Annotated in this window: 28 protein-coding genes and 1 tRNA gene; 17 read left to right on the top strand and 12 right to left on the bottom strand. The window is 69.8% G+C overall.

All coding sequences use genetic code 11. The features are described 5' to 3' along the window. Positions 1 to 11: 11 nt before the first annotated feature. Positions 12 to 239 (top strand): hypothetical protein, encoded by a 228-nt coding sequence (locus tag ACWEV0_RS01800; protein ID WP_453145508.1) that lies wholly within the window; start codon positions 12 to 14, stop codon positions 237 to 239. Positions 240 to 705: 466 nt separating this feature from the next. After that, entirely contained in the window at positions 706 to 1,287 is a 582-nt protein-coding gene (locus ACWEV0_RS01805; RefSeq protein ID WP_453145509.1) for a hypothetical protein, read from the top strand. A gap of 262 nt (positions 1,288 to 1,549) precedes the next feature. Here ACWEV0_RS01805 and ACWEV0_RS01810 read toward each other — a convergent pair whose 3' ends face one another. The 3 genes from ACWEV0_RS01810 to ACWEV0_RS01820 all read right to left on the bottom strand — a co-directional run bounded on the left by ACWEV0_RS01810 (position 1,550) and on the right by ACWEV0_RS01820 (position 4,023). Beyond that, on the bottom strand, positions 1,550 to 2,896 hold the full coding sequence (locus ACWEV0_RS01810; protein WP_453145510.1) for a hypothetical protein: 1,347 nt from the start codon (positions 2,894 to 2,896) through the stop codon (positions 1,550 to 1,552). A 432-nt stretch (positions 2,897 to 3,328) separates the two neighbouring features. Continuing rightward, entirely contained in the window at positions 3,329 to 3,496 is a 168-nt protein-coding gene (locus ACWEV0_RS01815) for an e9imm peptide (RefSeq protein ID WP_453145512.1), read from the bottom strand. 59 nt (positions 3,497 to 3,555) lie between these two features. Beyond that, the gene (locus ACWEV0_RS01820) at positions 3,556 to 4,023 is read right to left on the bottom strand and encodes an NUDIX hydrolase (RefSeq protein WP_453145514.1); all 468 of its coding nucleotides are present in this window, start codon (positions 4,021 to 4,023) and stop codon (positions 3,556 to 3,558) included. A 60-nt stretch (positions 4,024 to 4,083) separates the two neighbouring features. On the opposite strand from ACWEV0_RS01820, the gene ACWEV0_RS01825 reads away from it, so the two are divergent. From ACWEV0_RS01825 to ACWEV0_RS01875, 11 genes are all read left to right on the top strand, one after another. Next, complete coding sequence (locus tag ACWEV0_RS01825; protein ID WP_453145556.1) at positions 4,084 to 4,821, top strand: GntR family transcriptional regulator; 738 nt, start codon at positions 4,084 to 4,086, stop codon at positions 4,819 to 4,821. A gap of 138 nt (positions 4,822 to 4,959) precedes the next feature. Continuing rightward, a complete protein-coding gene (locus tag ACWEV0_RS01830; protein ID WP_453145516.1) occupies positions 4,960 to 5,304 on the top strand; it encodes an SCO3933 family regulatory protein in 345 nt (114 codons plus the stop codon). 3 nt (positions 5,305 to 5,307) lie between these two features. Beyond that, on the top strand, positions 5,308 to 6,663 hold the full coding sequence (locus tag ACWEV0_RS01835) for an FtsK/SpoIIIE domain-containing protein (protein ID WP_453145518.1): 1,356 nt from the start codon (positions 5,308 to 5,310) through the stop codon (positions 6,661 to 6,663). An 82-nt stretch (positions 6,664 to 6,745) separates the two neighbouring features. Then, a complete protein-coding gene (locus ACWEV0_RS01840) occupies positions 6,746 to 7,414 on the top strand; it encodes a DUF2637 domain-containing protein (RefSeq protein ID WP_453145519.1) in 669 nt (222 codons plus the stop codon). Positions 7,415 to 7,428: 14 nt separating this feature from the next. After that, positions 7,429 to 7,605 carry a hypothetical protein gene (locus ACWEV0_RS01845; RefSeq protein ID WP_453145521.1) on the top strand — a complete coding sequence of 59 codons (177 nt, stop codon included), beginning with the start codon at positions 7,429 to 7,431 and terminating at the stop codon, positions 7,603 to 7,605. Between the two features lie 3 nt (positions 7,606 to 7,608). After that, positions 7,609 to 7,800 (top strand): mobile element transfer protein, encoded by a 192-nt coding sequence (locus tag ACWEV0_RS01850; RefSeq protein WP_453145522.1) that lies wholly within the window; start codon positions 7,609 to 7,611, stop codon positions 7,798 to 7,800. Positions 7,801 to 7,838: 38 nt separating this feature from the next. Continuing rightward, the gene (locus ACWEV0_RS01855) at positions 7,839 to 7,997 is read left to right on the top strand and encodes a hypothetical protein (RefSeq protein ID WP_389343805.1); all 159 of its coding nucleotides are present in this window, start codon (positions 7,839 to 7,841) and stop codon (positions 7,995 to 7,997) included. Positions 7,998 to 8,008: 11 nt separating this feature from the next. Then, the gene (locus ACWEV0_RS01860) at positions 8,009 to 8,353 is read left to right on the top strand and encodes a SpdD-like protein (protein ID WP_453145524.1); all 345 of its coding nucleotides are present in this window, start codon (positions 8,009 to 8,011) and stop codon (positions 8,351 to 8,353) included. A 90-nt stretch (positions 8,354 to 8,443) separates the two neighbouring features. Next, complete coding sequence (gene repSA, locus ACWEV0_RS01865) at positions 8,444 to 9,838, top strand: replication initiator protein RepSA (RefSeq protein WP_453145557.1); 1,395 nt, start codon at positions 8,444 to 8,446, stop codon at positions 9,836 to 9,838. Further along, complete coding sequence (locus ACWEV0_RS01870) at positions 9,835 to 10,044, top strand: excisionase family DNA-binding protein (protein ID WP_341623205.1); 210 nt, start codon at positions 9,835 to 9,837, stop codon at positions 10,042 to 10,044. The genes repSA and ACWEV0_RS01870 overlap by 4 nt, the downstream gene beginning before the upstream one ends. Then, positions 10,044 to 11,180 (top strand): tyrosine-type recombinase/integrase, encoded by a 1,137-nt coding sequence (locus ACWEV0_RS01875; RefSeq protein WP_453145527.1) that lies wholly within the window; start codon positions 10,044 to 10,046, stop codon positions 11,178 to 11,180. The genes ACWEV0_RS01870 and ACWEV0_RS01875 overlap by 1 nt, the downstream gene beginning before the upstream one ends. A 100-nt stretch (positions 11,181 to 11,280) precedes the next feature. Here ACWEV0_RS01875 and ACWEV0_RS01880 read toward each other — a convergent pair. Then, positions 11,281 to 11,355: transfer RNA gene (locus tag ACWEV0_RS01880), tRNA-Val, on the bottom strand. Positions 11,356 to 11,574: 219 nt separating this feature from the next. On the opposite strand from ACWEV0_RS01880, the gene ACWEV0_RS01885 reads away from it, so the two are divergent. Both ACWEV0_RS01885 and ACWEV0_RS01890 read left to right on the top strand, forming a co-directional pair. Then, the gene (locus tag ACWEV0_RS01885; RefSeq protein ID WP_453145559.1) at positions 11,575 to 12,888 is read left to right on the top strand and encodes a hypothetical protein; all 1,314 of its coding nucleotides are present in this window, start codon (positions 11,575 to 11,577) and stop codon (positions 12,886 to 12,888) included. 23 nt (positions 12,889 to 12,911) lie between these two features. Continuing rightward, entirely contained in the window at positions 12,912 to 13,127 is a 216-nt protein-coding gene (locus ACWEV0_RS01890) for an FmdB family zinc ribbon protein (protein WP_453145529.1), read from the top strand. A gap of 12 nt (positions 13,128 to 13,139) precedes the next feature. Here ACWEV0_RS01890 and ACWEV0_RS01895 read toward each other — a convergent pair whose 3' ends face one another. Both ACWEV0_RS01895 and ACWEV0_RS01900 read right to left on the bottom strand, forming a co-directional pair. Further along, positions 13,140 to 13,793, bottom strand: a complete 654-nt coding sequence (locus tag ACWEV0_RS01895; protein WP_451609782.1) for a response regulator transcription factor — start codon at positions 13,791 to 13,793, stop codon at positions 13,140 to 13,142. Continuing rightward, positions 13,793 to 14,905: a sensor histidine kinase gene (locus ACWEV0_RS01900; protein WP_453145530.1), complete on the bottom strand. Its 1,113-nt coding sequence runs from the start codon at positions 14,903 to 14,905 to the stop codon at positions 13,793 to 13,795. Before ACWEV0_RS01900 ends, ACWEV0_RS01895 begins: the two co-directional genes overlap by 1 nt. A gap of 199 nt (positions 14,906 to 15,104) precedes the next feature. Between ACWEV0_RS01900 and ACWEV0_RS01905 the strand changes: the two genes are divergently transcribed. Beyond that, positions 15,105 to 15,737, top strand: a complete 633-nt coding sequence (locus ACWEV0_RS01905) for a DedA family protein (protein ID WP_451609780.1) — start codon at positions 15,105 to 15,107, stop codon at positions 15,735 to 15,737. On the opposite strand, the gene ACWEV0_RS01910 is transcribed toward ACWEV0_RS01905, so the two are convergent. The 3 genes from ACWEV0_RS01910 to ACWEV0_RS01920 are packed head-to-tail and all read right to left on the bottom strand — an operon-like array spanning position 15,700 to position 20,392. Then, the gene (locus tag ACWEV0_RS01910) at positions 15,700 to 16,584 is read right to left on the bottom strand and encodes an HAD family hydrolase (RefSeq protein WP_453145532.1); all 885 of its coding nucleotides are present in this window, start codon (positions 16,582 to 16,584) and stop codon (positions 15,700 to 15,702) included. The two genes, ACWEV0_RS01905 and ACWEV0_RS01910, sit on opposite strands and share 38 nt — an antisense overlap. Further along, positions 16,581 to 19,184: a phosphoribosyltransferase gene (locus ACWEV0_RS01915; protein ID WP_453145534.1), complete on the bottom strand. Its 2,604-nt coding sequence runs from the start codon at positions 19,182 to 19,184 to the stop codon at positions 16,581 to 16,583. Before ACWEV0_RS01915 ends, ACWEV0_RS01910 begins: the two co-directional genes overlap by 4 nt. Positions 19,185 to 19,213: 29 nt before the next feature. Next, positions 19,214 to 20,392 (bottom strand): HpcH/HpaI aldolase/citrate lyase family protein, encoded by a 1,179-nt coding sequence (locus ACWEV0_RS01920; RefSeq protein WP_453145536.1) that lies wholly within the window; start codon positions 20,390 to 20,392, stop codon positions 19,214 to 19,216. 154 nt (positions 20,393 to 20,546) lie between these two features. Here ACWEV0_RS01920 and ACWEV0_RS01925 point away from each other — a divergent pair, with 154 nt between their 5' ends. Further along, positions 20,547 to 21,365 (top strand): TerD family protein, encoded by an 819-nt coding sequence (locus tag ACWEV0_RS01925; RefSeq protein ID WP_453145537.1) that lies wholly within the window; start codon positions 20,547 to 20,549, stop codon positions 21,363 to 21,365. A gap of 27 nt (positions 21,366 to 21,392) precedes the next feature. Here the strand turns inward: ACWEV0_RS01925 and ACWEV0_RS01930 are convergent, their stop codons facing one another. The 3 genes from ACWEV0_RS01930 to ACWEV0_RS01940 form a co-directional block, all read right to left on the bottom strand. Continuing rightward, complete coding sequence (locus ACWEV0_RS01930; protein ID WP_453145539.1) at positions 21,393 to 22,124, bottom strand: TerD family protein; 732 nt, start codon at positions 22,122 to 22,124, stop codon at positions 21,393 to 21,395. 161 nt (positions 22,125 to 22,285) lie between these two features. Beyond that, entirely contained in the window at positions 22,286 to 23,434 is a 1,149-nt protein-coding gene (locus tag ACWEV0_RS01935) for a DUF475 domain-containing protein (RefSeq protein WP_453145541.1), read from the bottom strand. 30 nt (positions 23,435 to 23,464) lie between these two features. Beyond that, positions 23,465 to 24,040 (bottom strand): TerD family protein, encoded by a 576-nt coding sequence (locus ACWEV0_RS01940; RefSeq protein WP_389205769.1) that lies wholly within the window; start codon positions 24,038 to 24,040, stop codon positions 23,465 to 23,467. Positions 24,041 to 24,137: the final 97 nt, after the last annotated feature.

Below are 24,137 nucleotides of genomic sequence, written 5' to 3' on the forward strand. Positions count from 1 at the left end.
GCCCTTGCTACTTGAGCACCGACGACGCCAACAGCCACCTGTCCCGCCTGGCTGACCACCTGGAAGGCCACCAGCTCGGCCTGGCGTCCGAGCTTGTCGACCTCGCATCAGACGCGCTTAACAACAAGGAGGCCGATCCAAATGAACTGCACGCGCTGGCAGCGAACCTGGTAAGAGCCCTGCGGAATGTCCTGCGTGTAGCGGAGAGCCGCGGCCACAGACTTGCTGATCCAAATTGACGCCACGAGATGGGCGCCTGACTCGCCCCCGACTGCCAGCAGCGACCTTCGGCTAGTAGCACCGAGCAGTGGAGAAGAGAGGCCCCGGCTGAGCCGGGGCCTCTCTTGCGTCTTAGCGCAGGTTGCAGACGTCCAACTGATCGGCGAGATGTGGTTTGGCCATGAATAGTCCATGGAGCGGTCGCGGCCCGATACATCGGAAACCAGCGCTGGTGCGACTACGATCGGCAGCCCCATGTTGTCGACCCAGGCGTTTAGAAACCCAATGAGGTCCGGGGCCTCCTGTGAACCGCCAGCCTCCGGGAGGGTGATGGCAATTCAACTCTCCGGAGGTTGAGCGGTTGCGGTACGCGACTCGGGCCGTCGTGACCGCTAATGTGGCTATCGAGTAAGGCGCAATTTCCCCCGGAGGCAGGCTGTGGTGTACGGCATTACAGAGACTCTGACCCTACGCTCCGCTGGGAGGATGACTCCAACAGTGGCGCACGCTCGCAACGTCCTGATTCCCCTCGACTACGCATACAATATCGCCGCCTTTGTTGAGCTGGCGGGGCATGATTATTTGAGCGAAGGGCAAGTGGATATCGGCTACAAGATCCTTCAAGAGGCCGCAGTGACGGAGATTACCGCGGCCAATCATGCACTCGGGTCCCTCATCAGCGAGGGCGCCCAGCTAGTCTTGCGGCGAATGGAGGCGGAGAGCCCTTTCTGTATCACCGTCGATGGAATTGCTGACATTATCAAAGAGCTAAGGGCATGCTTCAGTCCCACGGCTCGAAAGGAGAGGAAGGAAGGTCTGCGGCATCAGCAGGAAATGAATCGCCTGAAAGAAGTCGATTACACGATTGATGTTCAGCGAAAATTCGACGAGTACCTCGCCAGCTCTCCTCGGTTCAACAAGGAGGAGCTTTCTCGGCGGATCGGTGAAACTCGGGCCGACCAGCTGCGTTATGAACTGAGTGCCGAGTTCGTGCGGTCAATTGAAATGGGCAGGTCAGAGGGCATTATTTCGGAAGAGGGCGGGGAGAACTCGGGAGAGGGGGAATGACCTTGGTGCTTACTTGGTGATGACGCTGTGGACCCCTGCAAACTCCGACTCCTGGTCATGGAATTGGTTTCAGGCTGCGAGAATCGCCCCTCGCGTGGTGCAAAGCCGAGGCTTTCGGATTTAGGCGCCCCGCTTCCTGTGCTTGCGGGTGTGACTTATCCTGGTTTATGGAACACTGCATCAGTTGCAGAGGGCGCATGGAGAATCTCCGGCCTAAGTCGGGGATTGTGATACGAGTCGCGCCCGCAGCCTTGAAGTTAATCTAAAGCGTTAGTCGTGTGGCGCCGGAAATGAGAAGAAGCTGGGCTAGGTGGCGCACAAGCGTAATGTCTTTTTCTAGCGTCATGGCCTCTTTCGAGAACGGCATAAGGATATCCTTGGTGGTTTCCCCGCCATCCTCTTTTGCGTGCACGATTCGGCACCGCATGTCATAGATTCGATTGCTGACCTGAGTGATCAGATCGCTACTCTTGTCGTTCAAGTGAACGAGGGTCACATCGCGTACCTTCTGTTTGTCCTTGATTTGCGAAACCATTTCTTCATCTGATTCGATGAAGGTTCGCAGATCTTCTTCGGTTGTGCACGCTCGAAGAGTGGATTTCAGTTGGTCGCGCTCTGATCCGAATCCTTTTCCGGTGCGAGCCGCTAGGGCTAGAACTCGGTTCAGTTGAGAGTCATCTTCCGGCTCGAAGCGAGGGTCCCGCAGTGTCTGTCGGAGTCGATCGAGTGCGTCTCTGCGGCTATATGAGGGGAAGTAGTATTCCAGAACCTGATAGTAGGCCAAGTATTCGAGGAGGGGTAGGCGAGTGGAGGAGCGCCCGTACCAATAAAGACTCATTGGTTTATCGTCGTACTGGGACCGGGGTGTGCGTACGCGGCCAGTTACAATTCCGTTCAAAGCGGCTGGGCGCCGCACTCCCATCTTTACTCGATCAGAGAGACGCAATCCGATGCCGAATTTTGTATCAAGGTCGAAGAAGGTGGCATCTGCCACTCGATTGAGGAGTGAAAGTAGTTCATCGTGGTATGTGGCTGTAACGCCGCTAAGGCGCAAGCTGTAACGCTGAGCCGGGTTTGCGGCGAGGGGGCCGGTAAAGGTGGAGAGGCGATTTGAAGCTGTTCGCAACTCTAGAGATATTCCGCCAGGAAGTTCCTCCGGGAAGCGTAGGCGCCAGCCCTGGAAGCGCTGACTTCCTTGAATTGCAGGAGGGGAAATTTCGGGGTCGAATTCGTCGTCAGAGTCACCGATCTCTGGTCCTTCTAGTGGTTCGATCCCAGGGAGGTCGCGCATCTTACGCAAACCTCCATCGCCGGCGAATCCGTAGACGATTGCCTCGATAACTTTTTCGTCGGCGAAGTGGCAGGCGTCCAAGTCTCCGAGGAGTTTGACCTTCGTGAAATCGTACTCAAGGAAGTTCTCGGCCTTCCTTCTTGACATGTATCGCCGCTGAGTTCTCCTGCCGTTGGGAAGCTCGACGTAGAGGGCGAAGTCATCATCGATGCGAGTCCATGACGTCTTCCAACCAACAGCCTTTGCCTGTGCCTCAACAAGCAGCCTTGGATCGTCCTCGGGTAGGGCGCCTTGCGGGGTGACCGTCTCTTCGTCCACTGCTTTCCCTCACTGGAGACTGAGCGCTGGAGAATCAAGGCTAGTCGTTCAGGGGCAGTCTTGCCGAAGAGTTGGTTAACGATGCTCGCCGGTCGGCGGAGCGGCTTTGGGCTGGAGCTGCTTTGGGGCGAGTGATCATGGCCCCGTAAGCTTCCGGCGCGTCGGGCAGTCTGTGGACCTGCCCGGTAAAGCACGACGTTGGGGCCATGATCTTAGAGGCTCGCCCCAAAGTGGCTGCCTAAAGCCGTGGAGCCGACCGCCCCAGCCACAGAGGGGTTCACCACCCATCAACCCGAGCCGTCAGGCGCGCGGCCGGCGGTCGGGCTGGAGCGGGGCGCAGACAGGAGCGCAGGCCCGGGCGACGGGCCGCGCGCGCCGCGCTGGGCGCGGCGGGTGCCTTGATGAAGTAGAGAAAGTCTTACCGCGCTGGCCTCAGAGGGCGATCGGCTTGTAGGCCAGGGCTCTGTCGACGACCTTCTCGGCGGTCAGCTCCGGATCGAAGTCCCAGAAGATGTAGTTGCTGATGTGCGGGCAGGCTAGGCCCCGTTCGAGGGCGGCCAGGATTTTGGAGGACTCGCCCTCGGCTGCCTCTCCGCTCATGAGCCGCTCTACGAGGGGAATCGCTTCTTCGCGAGACATCCGCCATGGCTGCTGCATGCTCACTGCTGCCCGATCAGTCGGCGGCCGTCGTGGCTGCGAACGTGGGGGCCCTTGTCGTCCAGGGCGTCTAGGAGGCGGATCGCGTAGACCTCCGCCATCCGCTCCTCGACCTCGGCCGGCGTGAGCCAGTCCACCGCGGTCGACTCGTCCGAGGTTCGCTCGGTGCCGCCGGACGGCTTGCAGCGGAAGACCAGGGCGACGATGCCTCGCGTCGTGTTCTTGTAGACGCCGGTGAGCTCGTCCACCTCGACGTGGATGCCCGTCTCCTCCAGGACCTCGCGGGCGACGCCCGCTTCCGGTGCCTCGGTGAGTTCGAGGACGCCGCCCGGGAGCTCCCACGTGCCGTTGTCCGCTCGGCGGATGGCCAGGAGGCGGCCGTCTTCGCGCACTACCGCTCCGGCCACGGACACCGAGTGGAGTGGCGTTGACTTTGTTCCCGCGCTCCCGTTACTCATGTACAGGAGCATAGGAGAGTGGGTAGGACTGTGGGAACTCCAGCAGGAGCTGGCAAGGCCGTACCGCGGTACGTGCAGATCGCGGACGACATCGTCCAGCAGATCCGGTCCGGCGTACTGAAGCCCGGCGACATGGTGCCCAGTGAGTCCGAGCTCGTCGAGCGGTACGGGGTCGCCGGCGGCACCATCCGTAAGGCCATGGTCGAGGTTCGGGCCAGTGGGCTCGTCGAGACCCGGCACGGCAAGGGTTCGATCGTGAAGGACCGGCCGCCCGTACGGCTACGCTCCTCTGACCGCTTCCGGGCCTCGCACCGCCGCGGCGGCAAGGCGGCTTACCTCGCTGAGTCCGCGCAGTCTGGCGCCACGGCCAAGGTGAGCGTCCTCTACATCGGGCCCATGGAGGCCCCGGCGGACATCGCCGAGCGGCTTGGCATCGAGGTAGGGACGCAGGTGCTCGCGCGGCGTCGGCTGTACTTCCGGAACGGGACGCCCGTCGAGACCGCCTCGTCGTACCTCCCGTGGGACGTGGTGAAGGACATCCCCGAGCTGTTCGCCGAGAACCCGGGCCCCGGTGGCATCTACGCCCGGCTGGAAGATCACGGCCACACCTTCGCCGAGTTCGTGGAGACGCTTCAGGCTCGGCCGGCCGCGAAGGCGGAGGCATCCGAGCTGGCGCTGAGCCCCGGGGCGCCCGTCATCCACCTGCTGCGGGATGCGGTGACGAAGGAGGGGCGGGTCGTGGAGGTCTGCGACACGCTCATGGCCGCTGACCAGTTCGTCTTCCAGTACCGGATCCCCGCAACCGACTGACGCTCACTCAACTCTCCACAACCCGCTACGGATTCTTTCCGTGACGGGTTGACTCATGTACAGGAGTGGTGCACTCTTCTTCATGTCACTCCTATACAGGAGTGAATGAGTCCAGCCTCTATAGAGGAGTGATCCACTGTGCGTCAGATCCCCGTCGACACGTCCGCCGCGATGGTGATGGTGGCCCAGCCCCCGGCCCCGAAGATCGCGAACCGCCAGACCGGCGAGATCGCCACCGACCGCGACACCGGCGCGCCGCTGATGACGGTCGACGTCATGTTCGTCATGGACGGCAACGCCGAGATCCTGAACCTGACCGTGCCGAAGACCGGCATCTCCGAGGAGCTCGCGATGGGCACCCCGGTCGCCCTGACCGGCGTCGTCGCCCGGCCTTGGGAGAACGAGTTCAACGGCCAGAGGCGCCACGGCATCAGCTTCCGCGCCGTCGCCGTCACCTCGCTCGCGCCCGCGAAGGTCGGCTGACCCATGACCGCCTTAACGGTCACCCTCGCCCTGGTCGCCACGGTCGCGCTGCAGCTCCGGTGGCAGCGTCCGGCCTGGTACTGGATGAGCTTCGGCGTCGTCTTCGCCGTCGTACGAATCCTGGCCCGGTATGCGTCGGTCATGGACGCGTGCGGGCTGACCGTCCCGCCCTCGCGCTGGCGCCTGGCGCTGGCCCGGATGACCGGCCGGCCCATCCCCGAGTCGCGGGCGCCCCGGATCCTGAGGCTGCGGCCGACGCGCACGGGACTGGTGCTGCGGGTGAAGCTGCGGCCCGGTCAGGACGCGTTCGACTTCTCCGCCGCGTCGGACCGGCTCCGGCACTCGTTCGTCATGCAGAACGTCACGGCCAGGGAGATCCGCTCTAGTGTGGTCGAACTGCGGATGACCGGCTACGACGTCCTCAAGCGGGTCCAGATGCCCGCGGTTGCACGTGGCGGGGTGATGCGGGTTCCGGTCGCGATGCGGGAGGACGGAGAGGTCTACTGCCGCGACTACCGCCAGACCCCGCACGCGCTGAACATCGGCGCCACCCAGTCCGGCAAGTCCGTCTATCAACGCAACCTCGTCGCCGCGCTCGCCGCGCTGGACGTCGCCCTGGTCGGCATCGACTGCAAGCAGGGCGTTGAACTCGCCCCGCTCGTCCGGCGGTTCACCGCCCTCGCCGACAACCCTGATGCCGCCGCCGACCTCCTCGACGCGCTCGTCGAGCACATGGAGGAGGTCTATCAACTCATTCGCCGCGAGCAGAGGTTGAGCGCGGATCTGCCCGATGCAGAGATCACCTCCGACATCTGGGACCTGCCCGACCACCTTCGACCGACTCCAATCGTGCTCCTGGTCGACGAGGTCGCCGAACTCGCCCTCTACGCCACGAAGGAGGAAGAGAAGCGCCGCGACCGGATCATCACCGCCCTGGTCCGGCTCGCCCAGCTCGGCCGCGCCGCCGGCATCTACCTGGAGATCTGCGGGCAGCGCTTCGGCTCCGAGCTCGGCAAGGGCATCACCATGCTTCGCGCCCAGCTCACCGGCCGCACCGCCCACCGCGTCAACGACGAGACCAGCGCCAACATGGCCTTCGGCGACATCGCCCCTGACGCCGTCCTCGCCACAATCCAGATCCGCACCGATCGCCCCGGCACCGCCGTCGCCGGCGACTCCTCTGGTGGCTGGGTCCGCATCCGGACCCCCCACCTCACGCTCCGCCGCGCCGTGAACATCGCGAACTCCCACGCCCACCGCACCCCGGAGATCCCCGCGCTGGACGCCTTCCGGCCCGTCCTGCCGCCCCTGGGCAAAGCCGCGGCGCCCTCGGCCGTCACGGCTCCCGCGATCGCCTGAATCCCCTCGCTTCACGGCGGCGTGACCGCTTCACGCCAAGTCCCTACCCCGCCCATGCCCAAATCCGGAAGGAGGACCCGCGATGCGTCCCATGCGACGACCGGACGCAGTCCTCGTACAAGCCGTAATCGCCGGCGCCCTGTCCTTCGCCCACCTTCACGACCTGGCCGCGGCTACCGGGCAGGCCGGCTGGAAGGCATGGGCCTACCCGGTCTCCGTGGACCTCCTGCTCGTCGCCGCCTGGCACCGACTGCGGACCTCGCGGGCCGCCGGTGTACCTGCCCGCTCGGCCTGGACGTGGTTCACGGTCGCCCTGACCGCGTCGCTCGGTGCGAACGTCGCCACCGCTGGCCTCCTCGACCTCGGCCACGTACCCGCCTGGCTGCGCATCCTCGTCGCGGGCTGGCCCGCCCTGGCGTTCCTCGGCGGCACCCTCCTCGTCCACTCTCCCGGCCCTGCGCTGGTGTCGGTGTCGGAAGGGGCGGCACCCGCAGCATCGGAGGTCACTGAACAGGGCGCGCAGGCGGAGCCTGCGACCGAGCCTGACCCGGCGGAAGCACTGCCCGCCATCGAAACCGTCCCCGCGCCTGCACCGACGGTGCCCGTACCAGCCGCGCTGGTCGCTCACGCCCGGAAGGTCGCAGACGACCACCACGCCCGCACCGGTGCCCAGATCGACACCGACACTCTCCGCGCCCGCCTCGGTGTCCCGCCCCAATTGGCCGACGCCATCGCCGCCCAACTCGCTTGAGAAGGAGATCGAACATGCGCGATTCGACCCGGCACGCCCTGGAGCGCGCCGCCGAGCTGACCCGAAACAACCGCCTGGTGGAAGCCGTGGCCACTGCCGAGCCGGTGATCCTCGCCGCCGACGAGTTCGAGTCGGCCGAGATTCGTCAGTGGCTCATCGACCACGCCGACGACTTCACCGGGGAGGTCTGAGCGATGGCCGCTCGCGACCACTTCCACTCCGTGATGCGGATCGGTCCGGTGCAGATCGGCACCTACCGCGACCGCCACGGCCGCACCAAGTACACCGCCGTGTGCACGTCCGACGGCTGCGGCTGGTCCGCCGAGTACTCCAGCTCCTCGGCCGCGCAGCTCGCCGCCCGCACCCACCGCTGCAAGCCCCGCTGACCTCAAACGCCTCGAAGACCTCGAAGGAGACCCGCGTCATGGAAGTCCCGCTCTGGCTCGCCCTGATCGTCGTCGGCGGCCTCGGCATCAAGCTCATCCGCCCGCCCTGGTGGCTCGTCGCCGTGATCCTCCTCGGCGGCTACCTCCTCGCCGACTCCGTCCTTGCCCCGCTCATCGACAGCACGATCAACAAGTAGGGAGAACCGTCATGTTCCGGCCGCGCATCCCGGTCAACCCGCTCCCGACCGGCATCGTCACCCCGCTCGTCCAGCCGACCGCCACCGGCGACATCGAGCCCCACCACGCCACCCACGCCGCGATCTGCAACCACCACCACGCCCCGGCCCCTGCTCCGGTGCCGGCGCAGTCCTCCGCCATGCGCCTCACCCCCGCCGGCCTGGCTGTCGTCGTCGCCGGCAGCGCCGGAGCCGTCCTGGTCGTCGGCGCGGTCCTGGTCTCCATGCTGCTCGCCGTCGCCGTCACCGCCACGTCGGTCGCCGTGTGCGCCGTCGTCCTGCGCTCACTCCTCAACGGCCAGCACAGGCACCGCTAGTCGGGCCCCGGGCGGCTCAACCGCCAAGTCTCCGCCGCCCGGAAGCCCCGCTCCTGCCCAGTTCGCAGAACCAGAAGGAACCGCCCCATGATGACCGATCCGGCCACCGCGTCGGCGGGACTGGACACCGCCACCCTGAGCGACATGCTCCGGGTGGCCGGGTCCCCCGGCTTCGACCGCTGGCGCGAGCAGATCCACCGCACCGGCGGCTGCTCCCACCCCATCCACCTCACCGGCTGGACCCTCACCCGCGACAAGACCACTGGCGAGACCCTGCACCAGTACTCCACCAATGCCGAACCGGGCGGACGGCTCCGGATCGCCTGCGGCAACCGCCGGGCCTCCCGCTGCCCCGCCTGCGCCTGGACGTACGCGGGCGACACCTACCACCTCATCCGCGCCGGCCTCGCCGGAGACAACGCCCGGGACATCCCCGCCACGGTTCGGGATCACCCTCGCGTGTTCCTGACGCTCACCGCCCCGTCCTTCGGCCCGGTCCACAACCGCCCCGGCACCCGGCCCTGCCGCTGCGGCACCCGCCACGCCGAGGACGACACCGCCCTTGGCACGCCGCTCGACCCCGACTCGTACGACTACGCCGCCGCCGTCCTCTTCAACAACCACGCCGGGCAGCTCTGGCAGCGGTTCACGAACCGCCTCCGCCGGGAAATCGCCGCCACGGCCGGCCTCTCGCAGAGGGAGCTGAAGGCCGTCGCTCGGATCTCGTACGGGAAGGTCGCCGAGTTCCAGAAGCGAGGCGCCGTCCACTTCCACGCCGTCGTCCGCATCGACGGCCCGGATGGTCCCGACTCCCCGCCGCCGTCCTGGGCCACCACCGAACGCCTCACCGACGCCATCCGCGCCACCGCCACCCACGCGTATACGACCGTGGCCGTACCCGCCGCCGGCGATCAGCCGTTACGTCGCCTCCGCTGGGGCACCCAGCTCGACATCCGGACCGTGAAGGCGTTCGGCGACGGCTCCGACATCACCGAACAGGCCGTCGCCTCCTACATCGCCAAGTACGCCACCAAAGCGGCCGAGACGACCGGCAGCCTCGACCGTCGCATCGGCAACCGTGAGGCCCTGGCCCTCCTCGGCGTCCCCGACCACACCCGTCGCCTCGTCGAAGCCTGCTTCGACCTCGACCCGCTCTACCCGGAACGCCGGCTCCTCGCCTGGGCCCACATGCTCGGCTTCCGGGGCCACTTCTCCACCAAGTCCCGGCAGTACTCCACCACCCTGGGCGAACTTCGCCAGACCCGCGCCGACTACCGCGCCGCCCAGGAACGCACCGCCCGCGGCCTCGACGCCATCGAGCCGGACACCGTCCTCGTCCTCACCTCCTGGGCCTACGCCGGACAAGGCCACACCCCCGGCGAGGCCGCCCTCGCCTCCTCCATCGCCCGGGACATCCAGCTCAACCGTGAGACCGCCCGCGAAGCCCTACGCGACCAACTCGCCCTGGAAGGAGCACCCGCATGACCGACCGACTGCTGACCGTGGGCCAGGCCGCCGAACTCCTCGGCACCACCGAGAGGTTTCCGCGTCGACTCATCGCCGAGCGCCGGATCGTCTTCGTCAAGGTGGGGCGGCATGTCCGCATCCCTGAACGGGCCTTGGAGGAATTCGTCGTCGCCCACACCGTCCAGCCGATCACCACTCGTCGCCGATTCGCGGCGGTGGCCTAATGGCGAACAGCAAGGGAAAGCGGCGACGCTTCGGTGCCGTGCGCAAGCTGCCCTCCGGACGGTTCCAGGCTCGTTATCAGGGGCCCGACGGGATCACGCGATCGGCCCCCGAGACGTTTGCCTCGCAGACCGATGCCGATCGATGGCTCGTCCGCAAGGAAGCGGAGATCCTCGACGGCAAATGGAAGAACCCTGACGACAAGGTTCTCTTCGGGGTGTACGCCGACGCCTGGTTCAAGGAACGCGACTACGCGGCGACCACCCGCGAACGTAACGGCAGCGCGCTGCGACTTCACGTCCTGCCAACCTTCGCGGACGTGGTCCTAAGTGAGATCACCACACCCCAGATCCGCCGTTGGCGTGCCGGCCTCCTGGAGTCGGGTGTCGGTGAGCCGACGGTCGCCAAGGCGTACCAGATCCTCCGCGCCATCATGAACACCGCGGTCGACGACGAGCTGATCCAGCGCAACCCCTGCCGCATCAAGGGCGCCGGAGCGGCCAAGACGGCCGAGCGGCCGTTCCTCAACGTCACCGAGGTCTTCCATCTCGCCGACGCCGTACCGGCGCGCTTCCGGGTGTTCATCCTGCTGGCAGCCTTCACCGGGCTCCGCTTCGGGGAGCTCGCCGCGCTTCAGCGCCATGACGTCGACATCGAACGGCAAACCGTCGCCGTGCGGCGTTCCCTGGCCGAGACCCGGACGGACGGCATCCTGGTCAAGACGCCCAAGAGCGCGGCCGGTGTGCGCACCGTCGCCTTCCCGGCCTCGCTGGCGGAGAGCCTGGCCACTCATCTCGCCGTCTACGCCGAGCCGGGTCGGACCGGGCTGGTCTTCACCGGGGCCCGCGGCGGGCAGCTGCGCCGGAACAACTTCCGCCGGCTGTGGCTGCGGGCCCTGAAGGAAACCGGCCTCCGCGACGTCCACTTCCACGATCTGCGCCACACCGGTAACACCCTCGCCGCGACCGGTGGCGCCACGACGCGGGAGCTGATGCAGCGGATGGGGCACTCGTCGGTGCGGGCCGCGTTGATCTATCAGCACCTGGTAAACGGTCGTGACCAGGCCATCGCCGCCCATGTCGACGAGCAGATCAGGAAGGTCCGGCCGACAGAGCCCGGCGAGGCATCTGGCACGTAAGTGGCACGACGCCTCTCCGCCGCTCTCGCGGCTGGGGAAAGAGCAAGGCCCAGGTTCCCGGTTCAGTACCGGTGACCTGGGCCTTTGTCGTGCTACATGCTGGTGGGCGCGGACGGTTTCGAACCGCCGACATCTGCTTTGTAAGAGCAGCGCTCTACCCCTGAGCTACGCACCCGTGGAAGTGAAGCAACAGCGTACATGGCGGACCGGTGGGTGCCGCAAACCGGTGCTTGGGGTGGGGCGGGACGGGGGGCGGGGCAACCGATGGGGTCGTGTGTTCGTCCAGGGTGGGTGGGAGAATGTAGCGGTCCGGGCAGGGCGGCTGAGAGAGCGCGGGAGAGGGAACGTGGCGGCGACCGAGGGCAGGGGTAGGGCGGCGCGCGGGAACTCCGGGGTGTTCGGGCTGGTCGTCGCGTTGCCGCTGGTCGTGGCCGCTCTGGTGCCGCAGGCCTTCGCCGGGGGCGGGGGCGGGGGGCGGCGTTGGTTCGGGGGGCGGGACGAGGGGCGGCGGGCGGCGGCGCAGGCGGCGAAGGATGCCGCGGCGGCCGCGTTCTACGAGCTGGACACCGCGCAGCGGGGGTTGCGGATCTCGATCGAGACGATCACCGCGGTCGACGACTCGGCGGAGGCGCGCCGCGCCATCGAGGGCTTCGCGGCGCTCGGGCGGCGGATCGACGAGGTCAGTGGCGCGTACATCACCGCTGTCGACAGTCATGACCTGGACCGCGACGAGCTGGACGCGGCGGCCGCCGGGCGGGCGCGGACGGACATGGAGAAGGCCAGGGACGAGCTGGTACGGGTCAAGGGGGAGCTGGACCGGTTCGAGCAGGGGCTCGCGCCGCTGCTCGGCCGGGCCGAGACCCAGCTGGCCCGGTTGGCGCCCGCCGTCGAGCGGGCGCGACAGGCGCTCCGGAACGCGAGCGGTGCTCTCGACGCGGTGCGAGAGGGTGGATTCCGGGCCGACGACCTCGCCGTCCGGCTCGCCCGGCTCGGGCCCGAGCTCACCCGGCTCAACGAGGGCGCCGGGCGGCACGGCGTCGCAGAGACGCTGGCCCGCGCCGACCAGGTGCTTCGCGAGGCCGAGGCCGTGCGGGCCGAGGTCGAGCGGGTGCCCGAGCGGGCCGCCGAGATCGACAAGCGCCTGGTGTCCCTCCGTACCCGCGCCCAGGCCCTCGCCACCCGCGCCGCCGGCGTCGAGCCCGTTCTGTCCGAGCTGCGCCGCCGCTTCTCCGCCGCCTGCTGGCAGGACCTCCAGCACGTGCCCGAGCAGGCCGGCACCGCCGCCCGGCAGGCCGAGGAGCGGCTCGCCGAGGCGGCGAAGGCCCGCGACGAGCAGCGCTGGCCCGACGCGACCTCGCTGCTCTCCACCGTCCGCGCCCTGCTCAACACCGCCGACGAGGGCGTCGCGGCCGCCGGTGAGCGGCTGCGCCGGCTGAACGCGGTCGCCAAGGACCCGCACGAGGAGATCGACCGTACGCGTTTCGCCGTACGGGACGCCCAGCGCCTCGCCATGTCCGGCCGCACCACCCCCGACCCCCGGCACGCCGGCCCGCTCGACGAGGCCGTGGCCCGTATCGACCGGGCCGTCGGCATGCTCGACACCGGCCGGCACCCCGACTACTGGGCCTTCCTCACCGAACTGGAGGCGATCCGGGCGACCGCCGCCGTCGTCGTCGAGCGGATCCGCGAGGAGCGTGGCCGCCCGTGAGCCGTACGCCGTAACCTGTGGCCATGCCTCGTTACGAGTACCGCTGCCGGACCTGCGGCGACACCTTCGAGCTCAGCCGCCCCATGGCCGAGTCCTCCGCGCCCGCCGCCTGCCCCGCCGGGCACGACGACACCGTCAAGCTGCTCTCGGCCGTCGCCGTCGGCGGCACGGCCGCGCAGAACAAGCCCTCCGGCGGAGGCGGCGGAGGCGGCTGCTGTGGCGGGGGCTGCTGCGGCTAGCCCCGGCAGGCCCTAGCTGCCCAGGTACCTCAGCACCGCCAGCACCCGCTTGCTGTAGCCCTCGCTCCGGCCCGTCAGCTCGAGCTTGTCGAAGATCGCGTTGATGTGTTTCTCCACCGCGCTCTGCGACACATGGAGCAGGGCCGCCACCGTCGCGTTCGTGTGGCCCTGCGCCATCGCCGCCAGGACCTCGCTCTCGCGCGGGGTGAGCCGGGCCAGCGGGTCGGTGTGGGAGGAGCGGACGAGGAGGCGGCGCACGACCTCCGGGTCGAAGGCGGTGCGCCCCTCCCCCACCCGGTCCAGGGCGTCCAGGAACTCGTCGACCTGCGCCACGCGGTCCTTCAGCAGATAGCCCACGCCGCCCGTGCCGGGCCCCTCCGTCGCACCCGTCAGCAGCTCGGTCGCGTACCGCTTCTCCACGTACTGCGACAGCACCAGCACCCCCACCTCCGGCCACCGTGCCCGGATCTCGATCGCCGCGCGCAGCCCCTCGTCCGTGTGGCCGGGCGGCATGCGCACATCGGCGACGACGACCTCCGGCGGGTCGGCCGCGACGGCCGCGAGGAGTTCGACTGCGGTGCCGACGGCGGCCCGCACCTCGTGGCCCTCCTCGGCCAGGAGCCGTACGAGCCCCTCCCGCAACAAGGTCGAGTCCTCGGCGAGCATCACCCGCACGGCAGCTCCGCCCCGATCACCGTCGGGCCGCCCGGCGGGCTGTCGACCGTGAAGCGTCCGTCGAGCGCCGCCACCCGGCTCGCGAGGCCCGCGAGGCCGCTGCCCCGGCCGGGGTCCGCGCCGCCCGCACCGTCGTCCCGTACTCGTATGTCCAACACCCCGTCCCTCTCGTTCACTTGAACGTGCACCAGGCCTGCCCCGGCATGCTTGACCACGTTCGTCACCGCTTCCGCGACGACGAAGTACGCTGCGGCCTCCGCGGACTTGGGCAGCGGGCCCGGCACGGCGTACCCGAGGCGCACCGGCAGCGGGCTGCGCTCCACGACCGCCTCGAGAGCCGTCCGCAGACCGGCCTGGTCCAGGATCGCCGGGTGCACCCGCCAGGCCACCTCGCGGAGTTCGGCGAGCGCCCGCCGGCTCTCCTCGTGGGCCTGGAGCAGCAACTCGGCGGTTCGCTCGGGGTCCTGGCCACGGCGGGCGCGGCCGATGAGCATGCCGAGGGCGACGAGCCGCTGCTGCACGCCGTCGTGGAGGTCGCGTTCGATGCGGCGGCGCTCCTCGTGGACGACGTCCATGATCTCGGCGCGGCTCGCGGCGAGTTCGGCGATCCGGGCCTCGAGCGCGTCGGCCTGGCGCGGCCCGAGCATGCGCAGCGCCAACTCGCCCTCCATCTTCGCGACGTGACCGAGTCCTTGGACGGACAGGAAGAGCAGGAGCAGCCCGCCCAGGCCGCCGAGGGCGACCGGCAGCGGCTGCCGGATGTCGACGAGGAGCCAGCCGGCGAGCGCGAAGGCGAGATACCCGAGGCCGGCCGCCGCGCACCCGAGGACCACCGCGCCCAGGAGGCCGACCGGCCAGCGGGAGAGGAGGTACGGGACGGTGCGTGGGTGGGCGTAGGGCGGTATGCGAACGCCGAGGAGCCGGTCGAGCCGCCACCGCTCCAGCCGTACGAGCCGGTCCACCGCCCCGGTCGCCGCGCGCCGCCCGCCCGGCCGGACCGCGAGCGGAAGCGAGAGGAGGCCGGCCGCCATCTCCAGGACCACGAGCAGGGCCCCGAGCGCGAGCCCGGCCGCGAGGGCGAGCCCCCTCGCGGGCCCCGTCACAGGCCCTGCCGCGTGCCCCCTCGGCAGCCCCGCCGCGGGCGCCGTCCCGAGCCCCGCCGCAGGCGCCGTCGTACCCCGAAGCCTCTTCATGATCGGCCACGCTAGCGGGCCCGTGCCGTCCGCACCCTGCGGAAAACCGCACCGATCCCTGCGGCCGGCAGCAGTCCCCAGCGCCGTGCCGCTTCCTAGCGTCGAAGGCATGAACATGGAGACCTGGATCAACAGCCTCATGGACACCCTCGGCGCGCCCGGCGCGGGCGTCGCCGTCGCCCTCGAGAACCTCTTCCCGCCCATCCCGAGCGAGGTCATCCTGCCGCTCGCCGGCTTCGCCGCCTCCACGGGGCGGATGAACCTGCTCGCCGCGCTGCTGTGGACCACGGCCGGCTCGGTGCTCGGCGCGCTCGCGCTCTACGGGGTGGGGGCCCTGTTCGGGCGGGATCGGGTGCTCGCGATCGCCGCGCGGCTGCCGCTGGTGAAGGTCGCGGACATCGAGCGGACGGAGACGTGGTTCGCCAGGCACGGCACCAAGGCGGTGCTGCTGGGTCGCATGGTGCCGATCTTCCGCAGCCTGATCTCGGTGCCCGCCGGGGTCGAGCGGATGCGGCTGCCCCTCTTCCTGGCCCTCACCACGCTGGGCAGCGCGCTGTGGAACACCGTCTTCGTCCTCGCCGGGTACGTCCTCGGCGAGAACTGGGAGCAGGTCACGGACTACGTCTCGGTCTACTCGAAGGCGGTGCTCCTCATGGCGCTCGCGGCGATGGCGATGTTCGTCGCCGTGCGTCTCGTACGGACGTTCAGGCCGGGTCCGGGAGCGCGCCGGGCCCGGCGCTGAACCGCGACGACGCCTGGTCCCGCGCCGCCGCGCGGAAGCGGCGGAGGATCTCCTCGCCCGCCGCCACACCCCGCTCGGCCAGCGCCTCCACGTGCGGTGCGCTCCAGTCCGAGTCGGCGAGTTCGCCGTGGCCGGGGCGCCAGGCGCGGTCGGCGGCGAGGAGCAGGTCGGCGTCGAGGAGGGAGTCGCCGGCGGCGAGGGTGAGGGTGGCGCCGGTGCGGCGGGCGACCTCGCGCACGGCCGCGCTCTTGGTCAGCGGCTTCGGCACCGCGTACACCTTCCGGCCCTGGAGCGAGACGGTCCAGCCGCGCTCGTCCGCCCACGCGGTGAAGCCGGCCAGCCACTCCTCCGGGAGCCGCTCGCGCTCGACGACGAGATAGGCGAACAGGTCCTCGGCGACGCGGTGCTTGCGGACCCAGGACGGGTCGGTGGTGGCGGTGAGGTGCGCGCGGACCTCGGCGAGCGGGGCGCACGCGGCGGCGAGCCGGCGGAGCACCTCGGTGTGCCAGTCGGGGTCGGAGACGCCGTCGACGAGGAGGTGGCCGCCGTTGGCGCAGATCGCGTACGCGGGCGGGGGCGCGTCGGCGCCGAGCAGGCGGATGCGCTGGTACTGCTTGCGGGTGCGGGTGGTGGTCGGCACGAAGACGGTCTCGGCGGCGAGTTCGCGCAGCTGGGCCGCGGCGTGCTCGGTGACATACGAGAGCGGCTTGGACTCGTGGACCTCGACGCAGAGCAGGCGGGGGGCCTGCGGGTCGGGCATGCCGAGGGCGAGGGCGGCGCTGGAGTAGATGAGGGTGCGGTCGAGGTCGCTGGCGACGAGGACCTTCGTGTTCACGGTGCCGGTCACTGGGACACCACCGCCTTGCCGTCGGCGCCGGTCGCCCCGCGCGTGTACCTGGGGTGGATCAACCCGACGCAGCTGTACGGCAGTTCGTCGACCTCCTCGACCGGTACGCCGCGCTGCTCGGCCAGCAGCCGTACGTGCGCCAGGTCGGCGCCCGCGCCCCGCTTGGCCAGGATCTTCCACGGCACGCGGCGCAGCAGCACCCGGGTCGTCTCGCCGACGCCCGGCTTGACCAGGTTGACGTCGTGGATGCCGTACTCCTCGCTGATCCGCTCGACGGCCGCCCAGCCCTCCCAGGTGGGGGTGCGGTCGGCGGCGAGCAGCTCCTTCACGTCGGCGTCGACGGCCGCCGTGACCTCGTCGAAGCGGGCGGCGACGGCGTCGAGGAAGGCGCCGGAGACGTCGGCGCCGGCCAGTTCGCGGTAGAACTTCGCGCCGTGGAAGTCGTGCGGGCCGACCAGGTCGGCGCGCAGGACGGTGCGCGATATCAGGCCGGAGACGGTGGAGTTGAGGCAGGCGGAGGGGATGAGGAAGTCCTCGCGGGTGCCGTAGGTGCGGACGCAGGAGCCGGGGTCGGCGAGCACCGCGATCTCCGGGTCGAAGCCGGCTCCGGGGAAGTCCTTCATGGCGTCGGCCAGTTCGCGGGTGATCGCGCCCTTGCCGGTCCAGCCGTCGACGAACACGACGTCGGCCGGGTCGTGGTGCTCGGCCAGCCAGCGCAGCGCGTTGGCGTCGATGCCGCGGCCGCGCACGATCGACACCGCGTAGTGCGGCAGCTCGAGCCCGTGCCGGTGCCGCGCCCAGCGGCGCATCAGCACCCCGACGGGCGTCCCGGCCCGGGCCAGCGAGACCAGGACCGGGCGCGGCGACCGCTCGGCGAGCACGGTCTCGGTGACCGTGCCGACGGCGCGGGCGATGCGGGACGCCGAGCTCTCCAGCGCGGTGCGGAACAGCTCCTGGTACGCCTCGCTCGGCTGGTACTCCACCGGCAGCGACTCCGCGTAGTGCGCCCCGCCGCTCTGGATCGCCTCCTCGCGCTCCTCGGTCGGCGCCTCGAGCCGTACGTCCGACAGGTCCTGGAGCAGCCACCCCACCTCCTCCGGTGCGTACGAGGAGAACGCGGGGCCGCGCAGGGGCTCGGACAGCATGGAGCTCCTTCCAGGAGCGTCGTGAGTCGCGGAAGTCGGGGAGGACGCGGAAGTCGGGGAAGTCGCAGGGGTCGCCGAAGTCGCGGGGGTCGCCGGTATCGCCGGTGGAGTCCCGGGCACGTGCGAGGGCACGACGGCCAGCACGACGTGCGGCACGTGCGCGGCGAGCTGCGCGAGCAGTCCGTCCGGCGCGTGCAGCTCGGGAGTGTCGCCGACCGAGTCGACGACGGCCACGACCGCGTCGAAGCCGTGGCCGGCGACGTTGTACGCGTACCGCTCCCCCGGCCCGTCGGCGGGCGCGTCGTGCGCGGGGAAGACGAGCCGGGTCCGTATCGCGTACCCGGGATCGTCGACGGCGAGGACGGGCGAGCGGGTCGTGGTCGAGTACCGCACGTCGTGCCCGGCCGCCTCCAGCTCGCCGGCGAGGCGCAGGGGTGCGTACATGAGCTCCTCGAAGCCGAGGACGAGGACGCGCCCGCCCTGCCCGGGCCCCGGCAGCGCCTCGCCGATCCGCGCCGCCATAGCGGGCAGCGCCGCCTCCAGGCGGCCCCGGTGCTCGGGCGTGAAGCCGTGCCGCCCGCCGTCGGGAACGCCGTCGGGCCAGTCGAGGTCGACGCGGACGGGGGTGGGGCGGGGCGTGCGCGGAGCAGCGGGCGGGGCGGCTGCCGGCCCCTGTCCGGCGTGGGTCGGCGCTGGCGCCGGCCCCTCCTGCGCGGTGCCCTTCGCGTCCCGCGACGCCGCCTCCGTCTCCGTTTCCGCCTCGTGCCGCGCCACCAGCTGCCGGCCCTTCGCCAGTACGCCCTCCGGCAGGTCCACGGTGCCCGCTGCCAGCGTGATCAGGTCGACCCGGGCGCCGAGTTCCGTCGCGAAGGACGTCAGGCGGGCGCGGTCGGCCGGGCCGCGCATGTCGACGAGGGCGACGATCACGTAGCGGTCGCGCGGGTAGCGGGCGTGGAGGGCGCGGATGGTGTTGAGGACGGTGTTGCCGGTGGAGAACTCGTCGTCGACGAGGACGAGCGGGCCGGGGGCGGCGAGCAGGGCGGGGTTCTCGGGGAGGAGGAGGTGGGAGGTGGCGTGGGAGTGGGACTCCTCGAAGCCGCCGGCGGGGGCGAGGCCAGGGACGGGGCGGCGGGTGGAGTGGAGGTAGGGGGCGAGGGCGAGGCCGTCGGCGACGCTGTGGCCGAGGCCGGTGGCGGTCTCCGCGTAGCCGAGGACGACCGCGCGGGCGGCCTCGGTGTCGCCGAGCAGCCGTCGTACCCGCACGCCCAGGTCGTGGCCGGCGTCGCGGACCACGGAGGGCCGCTGGGGGACGTGCTTGCCGAGGACGTTGGAGACGAGCAGGTGCGCCCGCTTGGGGTTGCGGCGCAGCGCAAGGCCCAGCAGGTCACGCAGCTGTTCGTCGCCGACCAGTTCGACGCCCAGTCGCTCCGCGACCCAGGTTCCGGTCCACACCACTTCGTCGTCTTCCTTTCCGGTGCCGGTCGCTATGCGGCGAGGCCGGCGGTGAGCAGCTCCACGAAGCCGACGTCCTCGCGGGCGACGCCGAAGACCTCGGCGCGCCGGAGGGTGCGCTCGGCCCAGGCGCGGTGCGGCTTCACCTCGTTCATCTTGTTCGTGTACGCGGAGCGGAGCACCCCGCCGCCGTCGCGTTCCGGCCGCAGGATGTCCTGGGCGTCGCTGAACTCCTCGTGGGTGACCACGGACAGCGCGTGCACCGGCACCACATGGCTGGGGTGGATGCAGGTCTTGCCGAGTAGGCCGTTGGCGCGGTCGAGCTCGATCTCGCGGAGCAGTCCGTCGAGGTCGTGCTCGATGAGCGCGGTGCGCAGGTCCTCGGCGCGGCCCTCCAGGAAGGGGCTGCGGCGCAGCTGGGGCTTGAACATGCGCTCGCCGGGCCGGAAGTACTCCCACACGGGTCCGGTGATGGTGAAGCCGGTGCCGTCGGAGCGGCCGAGGACGTTGACGACGTCGCCGATGACGGCGGAGACGATCTGGACGTCGTACGCGGTCATGTCGGGCGAGCGGCGAAGCCCGTAGTGGGAGCAGAAGTCGGTCACGCCGAGGCGGAGCGCGAGGATCCGCTCGCGGTACTTGTCGGTGAGGGAGGCGATTCCGGCCAGGGTCTCGACCCGGGTCTCCAGGTGGAGCAGCTCGGGGGACTCCAGGACGGGCATGGCGAAGAGCCGGCGGCCGCAGTTCCGCTCGGCGGCGGTGAGCGCTTCGAGGAAGGGGCGGCCGCGGGTCTCGGTGAACTTGGGGAGTACGAATCCGGACAGCAGCCGGACGCTCGCGCCGAAGCGGGCGACCAGGTCGGTGATCTGGCGCGGCTCGCGGACCCGGACGAAGAGCAGGGGCAGGTCCGCGGCGGCGGCGCCGGCCTCGTCGGCGGACAGCTCGGCGAACTGCCGGACCAGGTTGTCCTCGCCCGCCGCCACGTCCGCGTCGCTGATGGAATCCTCCAGGCAGAGGACCATGGACACGACTCCGCGGGCCGCCTGCTTGCGGATGTCGGCGGCGAGCCGGGGCCGGGTGGCGGGGCTGTAGAGCGTGGCGCCGAGGGCCGCGGCGAGCGTGCGCGCGGAGGAGTCGGCCGTGAACTCGGCCGGCTCCCGGTGGAACAGTCCGGCCCGCGTGGCGGCCGGAATGTGCCCGAAATGACGCATATATTTCCCCCGACTGGGCTCGCGGCCGCTGACGACATGTGGCCGGTAATAGTACGTAGGGGAGGGTGTCCTTAGTTCCCCCCGTGCGTGAAGTTCAGGTAACTCGTCCGCTTCCGGCCCCCCGCGTTGTCCGGATGGCGGGCGGGCAGGGAAGATGACCGGCATGACGCACGCGATGCTGAAGGGCTCCAACGTCCCTCTCGACACCGCGGCCGTACGGGCCGTGCTCCGCTGGACCCCCGGCCCCGGGGTGCCCGACGTGGACGCGTCGGCCCTGCTGCTCGGGGTGGACGGGCGTGTCCGCTCCGACGAGGACTTCGTCTTCTACAACCAGCCCCGGCACCCCTCCGGGACGGTGCGGCGGCTGGCGAAGAAGCGGGAGCCGGAGGGGCTGACCGATCCCGTGGAGGCCGATCTGGGCGCTCTGGAAGGCTCGGTCGACCGGGTGGTGATCGCGGCCTCCTCGGACGGCGGCACCTTCCGGTCCGTCTCCGACCTGCGGATCCTCGTGTACGACGCCGCTCCGGGCGCGGCGGGCGGCGAGCCGCTCGCGGTGTTCGACGTGTCGGCCGAGACCGGCGAGGAGACGGCGATCATCTGCGGCGAGCTGTACCGGCGCGGGGACGGCTGGAAGTTCCGGGCGGTGGGGCAGGGCTATCCGACCGGTCTGGTCGGCCTGGCCACCGACTTCGGGGTGTCGGTCGACGACGGCGTGGACGCCGCCGCCGAGACGCCCGGCGCCCCGTCCCAGGCTCCCGCTCCCGGCCCGGCGCACGACCCCGACGCGACGGTCGTCCACACCCCGGCCGTACCGCCGCAGCCCACCGCGCCCCCCGCTCCCCCGGTCCCGGCACAGCCCCCGGCGTACGGGTATCCGCAGCCCGCCGGCGCGCCCGCGCCCGCGTACGGCTATCCGCACGCGGCCCCGGAGTTCCGGATGCCGCCGATGGGGCCGCAGTTCGTCGGTCGCTGACACGTCCCGGCAGCTCGGCAGCTCGCGTCAGGTCTTCGTCTTGTAGCCCCGGCCCCACTGCATGCCCCAGCCGTACAGCCGGTCCAGCTCGGCCTGGAAGCCGTACACGAACCGCACCTCGCGCCGCACCATCAGCTCGCCCTTGACGTTCTCGACGCTGAACACGGCGCAGGAGCGGGCCTGCGGGGCGCGCTCGTCGAGTTCGATCTCGATGCGGGGGCCGTTGCTCGGGTAGAGCGTGACCTTGGCGTGGGTGCGGTCGAAGGCCGGGGTCTGGTCGTAGATGTAGACGAAGAACAGCAGGCGCTTGATCTCGTCGCGGTGGTCGAGGTTGACGAAGATCGTCTCGCCGGAGGGCGCGCCGAACCGGTCGTCGCCGCTGAGCTTCACGTACGGCGGCTCGTTGAGCTCGCCGAAGAAGTTGCCGAGCGGCTGGATGACGCCCTTGCTGCCGTCGGTCAGCTCGTAGAGGCAGCCGAGGTCGAGGTCGACGTTGACCACGCCCTGGGTGTGGGCCTGGACCTCCTCCGGCTTGAAGAGCCTGAGGGGGTGGCGCAGCAGGCTGGTGGAGTGGCGTGGGCCCTCGATGTCGGAGGTGCGCATCCGCCAGGAGAGGTTGACCCGGAGGTTGCCGGTGGCGGCGCCCTGCTTGGTGAGGGAGACCGTGGGGTGGCGGCGGGTCAGGTCGATGGAGTTCGCGGCGGCGCCGCCGGAGTCGAACGGGTCCCGGCCCGGGAAGAGATTGTCGAAGAAGCCCACGGGCCCCCACCCCCCACTGTCGTCATCTGCCGACTGTCGTCACATCGCGCCGAACATGCCGCTCTGGACATGCCGCTTTGAGCATGCTGCTCTGAACATGCCGCGGGGCGGCCGGGTGCCCCGGCCGCCCCGCAGTGAAGCGTTCCTCATTCTCAGGGGTGTCACACCCCGGAAGTCACCTCGGCCTTGTCGTCCGAGGCGTCAGCTTTTCCCTCGGCTGCCGCGAGCGCCTTGTTGCGGCGGACGGAGGACCAGAAGGACCAGGCGATGAGGACGACGCCGACGAGGCCGGTGATGACCTCGTTGATCTCGTACTGGATGGTGATCAGGAGCAGGACGGCGAGGGCGCCGATCGCGTAGTGGGCGCCGTGCTCCAGGTAGACGTAGTCGTCGAGGGTGCCCTGGCGGACCAGGTAGACGGTCAGCGAGCGGACGTACATGGCGCCGACGCCGAGGCCGAGGGCCATCAGGACGATGTCGTTGGTGATGGCGAAGGCGCCGATGACTCCGTCGAAGGAGAAGGAGGCGTCGAGGACCTCCAGGTAGAGGAACATGAAGAAGGCGGCCTTGCCGGCGAGCACGACTGCCGAAACCTTCTTGCCGGAGCGCTTGGCCTCTTCCTCGGCCTCGTGCTCGGCCTCCTCTTCCTCCTCCAGCTTGTTCTCGAAGTAGCCGGAGAGACCGCCGACGACGAGGTACGTGATGAGGCCGGCGATGCCGGAGACGAGCACCGTCTGCGCCTTGTCGACGTGCACGCCGCCGTGCTGGTGCGCCTGGGTCGCGAAGGTCATCGAGGTGACGAGCAGGGCGATCAGCGCGATGCAGACCGACAGCATGTCGACCTTGCCGAGCTTGGCCAGCGGGCGCTCGATCCAGCGCAGCCACTGGATGTCACGGTCCTCGAAGATGAAGTCGAGGAAGATCATCAGCAGGAACATGCCACCGAAGGCGGCGATCGACGGGTGGGCGTCGGTGACGAGCTGCTGGTACCTGTCGGCGTCGTTGAGGGCGAGGTCGACGGCCTCGATCGGACCGATCTTGGCGCTGATCGCGACGATCACGACGGGGAAGACCAGTCGCATGCCGAAGACGGCGATGAGCACACCGACCGTGAGGAAGATCTTCTGCCAGAAGGCGTTCATCTTCTTCAGGATTCCGGCGTTGACCACCGCGTTGTCGAAGGAGAGCGAGATCTCGAGGATGCAGAGGATCGCGACGACCCCGAAAGCCTCCCACCCCCCGTAGAGCACCGCGGCGGCAAGGCCGAGGGCGGTGATCGCGAACGACCAGCCGAAGGTTTTCAGAATCACTGTCTACCCCATCGTGATATTTACGCGGCTTTACGAAACGTTGACCCCGAAGTCTAGAGCGATGCCCCGAAGTCCGGACGCGTACCCCTGACCGACCGCCCGGAACTTCCATTCGCCGTTGTAGCGGTAGAGCTCGCCGAAGATCATCGCGGTCTCGGTGGAGGCGTCCTCGGAGAGGTCGTAGCGCGCGAGTTCCTGGCCGTCGGCCTGGTTGACCACTCGGATGAAGGCGTTGCTGACCTGGCCGAAGGACTGGCCGCGGAGGTCGGCCTCGTGGATCGAGACCGGAAAGACGATCTTGTCGCAGGCGGCCGGAACCTGGGTCAGGTCCACGATCAGCGACTCGTCGTCGCCCTCACCCTCGCCGGTGAGGTTGTCGCCGGTGTGTTCGACGGAGCCCTCGGGGCTCCTGAGGTTGTTGTAGAACACGAAGTACTCGTCGCCGAGCACCCGGCCCGACTGGCACAGCAGGGCGCTGGCGTCGAGGTCGAACGGGGCTCCGGTGGTGGAGCGCGCGTCCCAGCCGAGACCCACGAGCACCTGGGTGAGGTTGGGTGCGGCCTTGGAGAGGGAGACATTGCCTCCCTTGGCGAGCGTGACGCCCATGACGGTGGTTCCTCCCCGAGGGTTCTGCGAATGCGCGGCCGGGCGGAGCCCGGACGCACCAAGAGGCACGTCCGGGGGCGCCCCGGGGGGGGGGGCC

The organism is Streptomyces sp. NPDC003943, from assembly GCF_053605265.1.